Here is a 3,197-nt window from a genome sequence, read left to right as displayed (position 1 = left end):
TACAAAAAACTAGCAATTTAGCTAATGTTTGATTTTGATTGACATTCCAATTATGACGCCACATATATAGCTGACATATACAAGTAGTGAAATCAAAAACCTTAATTTAAATGGTTCTATTTCACTAAATATTAATTGAGTAATATAAAATAATACCATACCAGCAATTAGTACACCAAATACTTTCACAGCCGTCTTCATTTGTCACCTCTTTTAAGGCACTACTATTGGATACCAATGGCCACCAATTTTAATAGTCCCAAGACTTGCATCTGGTGACCAGATATCTAAACTGCCATCATCATTTTGTTCAGCCCAATATAATGTTAAGACTGCAACAGTTGCAATTGCACCTAATACAATACCCACACCACCAGTTACAGCTCCAATATAAACCAGTGCTTGCAGATGTTTTAAATTCAGTAAAAACTTCCATCGCCTCTGCTTCATTTGAAAAAATCCCAAACTCGACTCTATTTGAATATGAGTAGTCTGACTTTTTGTCATTTTTCATTGTATCATCTACGGACATGTTTGGGTCAACATATTTTGACTTCTCTTTAATTTTAACTGACTTCTCTTTATCAGTTACAACAATCATAAAAGTCTCTAAATCAGATTCTTTATTTTTTACTTTGACCAACTTTACATTTTTATCATCCTTTGTTGTATTATCAAGTATACTGACATCGGAATTCTTAACTGCACTCCCATTACTTTCAGCTAAAACAGAACCTGAAAAAAGATTCATAGTAACCACTATAACTAACATCGTTGAAATTATTTTCTTCATTTTATGATACCTCTTTCTTTGTAAACGGTAAACCGTATACAAATAGACTTACTATATTGTAAGATGCTAAAAGCGGCTACAAAACTGTAACCGCTTCAATCTATCTAGCAAATCTCTTATACACACTAAGTGCCAAACCTAAATCTGTAATTAACAACCCAAATCCTACACTGATTACCTGTACCAAGTTCATATGTGCCATCAGATTACTAATCTCTATATCCATTAGCCTAGATACTAGTAAGGCAACAAATAGTAGTTGTAAGAGAAATACAATGAATATACTAAATGCTATTAAAATCATTCTCATCCTAGAATGAGATCGTCTCAAGTTTGTCATAGTATTTCCTTGCTGTACTTGCCGCAAAGTGCCATGTTATGAAAGTAACAATAAGGGTTCCCGCAATACCAATAGCACCCAACGCTGCAGCAAGCTTAGTTGCCGTAATATCTGGTGCAAAGATCAAAGCTACTATCGTACCAAGTACCTCAGCTCCAACTGCGGTCTCTCCAACATACTCACATTGTCGAATATCATCAACTGCATCACAGAACTTATTGTAGTTACCTTCACTAGGACAACCTGTTGCTACGTCATCTGCATACATCTGAATAAGCCCTCTACCGTCTCCGGCTTTAATTCTAGCTACACTCCATATATTGAAATAGCCATAATTACCGAATTGAGTAGATGCACTGCTGCTTCCTACGCTATTATAAGCACGTGTTGCATATGTTGAGGATAATTGTGACTGCGACTCTTGATTAGCAATTTTTCCATCTTCTTCTAATACTAGCTTAGTATTGATTTCATTTGAAGATGTCTCAAAATTCACTTTCTTACTATCAAAGTTCACTTCAGTGACTTCTTTTGCTTTTCGTCCAACTAATTGTGTAGTCTCAATAGAGACTTTTCCTGTAGTTTTGTCATATGTCGCTACAGACTTTTCAGTACTATCATAACTTTCAACAATACGTACATCATCATTATCAACAAGTACATTAACCACAAGATTATTAACTTCTTGTTGTTTAGCATTAACAGAAATACTTAACAACATTACCAAAGACATAACTAAACACAATACTCTCTTCATTTTTTTCCTTCTTTCTATAACTCAAGTTATTATATCTTAAATTCCTCGTGTGTTTATTATTAGCGTCAATAATTACTATTTCACGTGGAGTTTAGACCGTTACTTATATATTCTAACATTATTTACCACCCCCTTTCTATCTTTTTCGATAAATTATTGGTTGCATTGTTGGAACAAAAATACTTCTTTAACCCTGTAAGTTATCCACAGAGCAACACTCAAGTTTCTAGATGATTTTCTTATTATACCAGACATTTTTCATACACTTCTTTGTACAGATATTATTCTGACAACTTCATAATCAAAGAGCGAGCGGTTTTGATTATTTTGGCTACAAGAAAAATATACTTTAAACAAAAGGTCTTTATTTGATTATTTCACGGTGAAAATATCACATTTTTAGTATATCAATTGTGATGCTATTGCTCGAATCAATGCAGCTTATGTGTGAATTACGAAATTACTGTTGATGATGCTCTTATATGTATAGATGATTCTCAACCGCGTATCGGTGATGCCATGAGTGCGAAATAATCATTTATTTCCTGTCTATATTCTGAAACCTCCAAGGAATCGTAAGCGATCAATAATCGACTGGATAGCACCTGTTATTGAAGTATGAGACAATACACTCAATAATTAGAGTGAATTACTACCATATCCTGTAACAATTGAAAAATGTAGGTACGCCCTACATTTTTATTAGATACTTTGTTGTAGCTTTTTACTCTAAATCTAAAATTAAGATGGGAGTAAAATATGCGTAAACGATGTACTGATGATGAATGGATGCAAGTGATACAAAAATGTAAATCAAGTGGTTATTCCGATACTGAATGGTGCAGACAGAATAATATTCCAGTCAGCACATTCTACCTCAAGCTAAATGCTCTTAGGATGAAAGCAACTATAAATGAACCAATAAATTGTCTGACCCATAACCTTGATTCATTCACACTATTAAATCCTCTTGGTTGATAATTAGGTCTATATTTTAATGTCTTAAATAAACTTTCTGAATATGGATTATCATTACTTACTCTTGGTCTACTTCTGGATGGTACAATGCCTAAGTTATAGATACCTCTTAATATATTCATATTATCCTCCCTTCTATGAGAAATGATAATATAAAAATCATCATCATCATATAGAACTATACTTCTGGTTTGGAAATATCTTCATCTAGGTTCAAATTAATATCATCTTTTTTGAATTATAGTAAAAGGGCACTAGACACTTGTAACTATTTTCCGATATCTTTAGAGTTCATGTTATTGCCCTTTTCTAATGATTGGCTAATATGA

General features: G+C 33.0%; 5 protein-coding genes and 1 pseudogene. 1 reads left to right on the top strand and 5 read right to left on the bottom strand.

What is annotated here, in order from left to right; translation table 11 throughout:
- Positions 1 to 21: 21 nt before the first annotated feature.
- The 4 genes from AC6F8J_RS01970 to AC6F8J_RS01955 form a co-directional block, all read right to left on the bottom strand.
- Entirely contained in the window at positions 22 to 201 is a 180-nt protein-coding gene (locus AC6F8J_RS01970) for a hypothetical protein (RefSeq protein WP_500720560.1), read from the bottom strand.
- A gap of 109 nt (positions 202 to 310) precedes the next feature.
- Positions 311 to 793 (bottom strand): hypothetical protein, encoded by a 483-nt coding sequence (locus AC6F8J_RS01965; RefSeq protein WP_500720559.1) that lies wholly within the window; start codon positions 791 to 793, stop codon positions 311 to 313.
- A gap of 100 nt (positions 794 to 893) precedes the next feature.
- Complete coding sequence (locus tag AC6F8J_RS01960; RefSeq protein WP_500720558.1) at positions 894 to 1,097, bottom strand: hypothetical protein; 204 nt, start codon at positions 1,095 to 1,097, stop codon at positions 894 to 896.
- 7 nt (positions 1,098 to 1,104) lie between these two features.
- Positions 1,105 to 1,890, bottom strand: a complete 786-nt coding sequence (locus AC6F8J_RS01955) for a geobacillin-26 family protein (protein ID WP_500720557.1) — start codon at positions 1,888 to 1,890, stop codon at positions 1,105 to 1,107.
- Positions 1,891 to 2,649: 759 nt separating this feature from the next.
- On the opposite strand from AC6F8J_RS01955, the gene tnpA reads away from it, so the two are divergent.
- The gene (gene tnpA, locus AC6F8J_RS01950) at positions 2,650 to 2,868 is read left to right on the top strand and encodes an IS66 family insertion sequence element accessory protein TnpA (RefSeq protein WP_500720556.1); all 219 of its coding nucleotides are present in this window, start codon (positions 2,650 to 2,652) and stop codon (positions 2,866 to 2,868) included.
- Here the strand turns inward: tnpA and AC6F8J_RS01945 are convergent.
- Positions 2,811 to 2,984 (bottom strand): annotated as a pseudogene (locus tag AC6F8J_RS01945) (IS3 family transposase); the annotation flags it as partial. The gene tnpA and the pseudogene AC6F8J_RS01945 sit on opposite strands and share 58 nt — an antisense overlap.
- Positions 2,985 to 3,197 lie beyond the last annotated feature (213 nt).

Source organism: Petrocella sp. (assembly GCF_059865615.1).
Note: the sequence above shows the minus strand (reverse complement) of the source record. Positions and strands in the feature narration are given on the sequence as shown.

Excerpts from the sequence above, each read along its gene's own strand:
- AC6F8J_RS01970 (WP_500720560.1), bottom strand. The coding sequence starts at position 201 with ATGAAGACGGCTGTGAAAGTATTTGGTGTACTAATTGCTGGTATGGTA.
- AC6F8J_RS01965 (WP_500720559.1), bottom strand. The coding sequence starts at position 793 with ATGAAGAAAATAATTTCAACGATGTTAGTTATAGTGGTTACTATGAAT.
- AC6F8J_RS01960 (WP_500720558.1), bottom strand. The coding sequence starts at position 1,097 with ATGATTTTAATAGCATTTAGTATATTCATTGTATTTCTCTTACAACTA.
- AC6F8J_RS01955 (WP_500720557.1), bottom strand. The coding sequence starts at position 1,890 with ATGAAGAGAGTATTGTGTTTAGTTATGTCTTTGGTAATGTTGTTAAGT.
- tnpA (WP_500720556.1), top strand. The coding sequence starts at position 2,650 with ATGCGTAAACGATGTACTGATGATGAATGGATGCAAGTGATACAAAAA.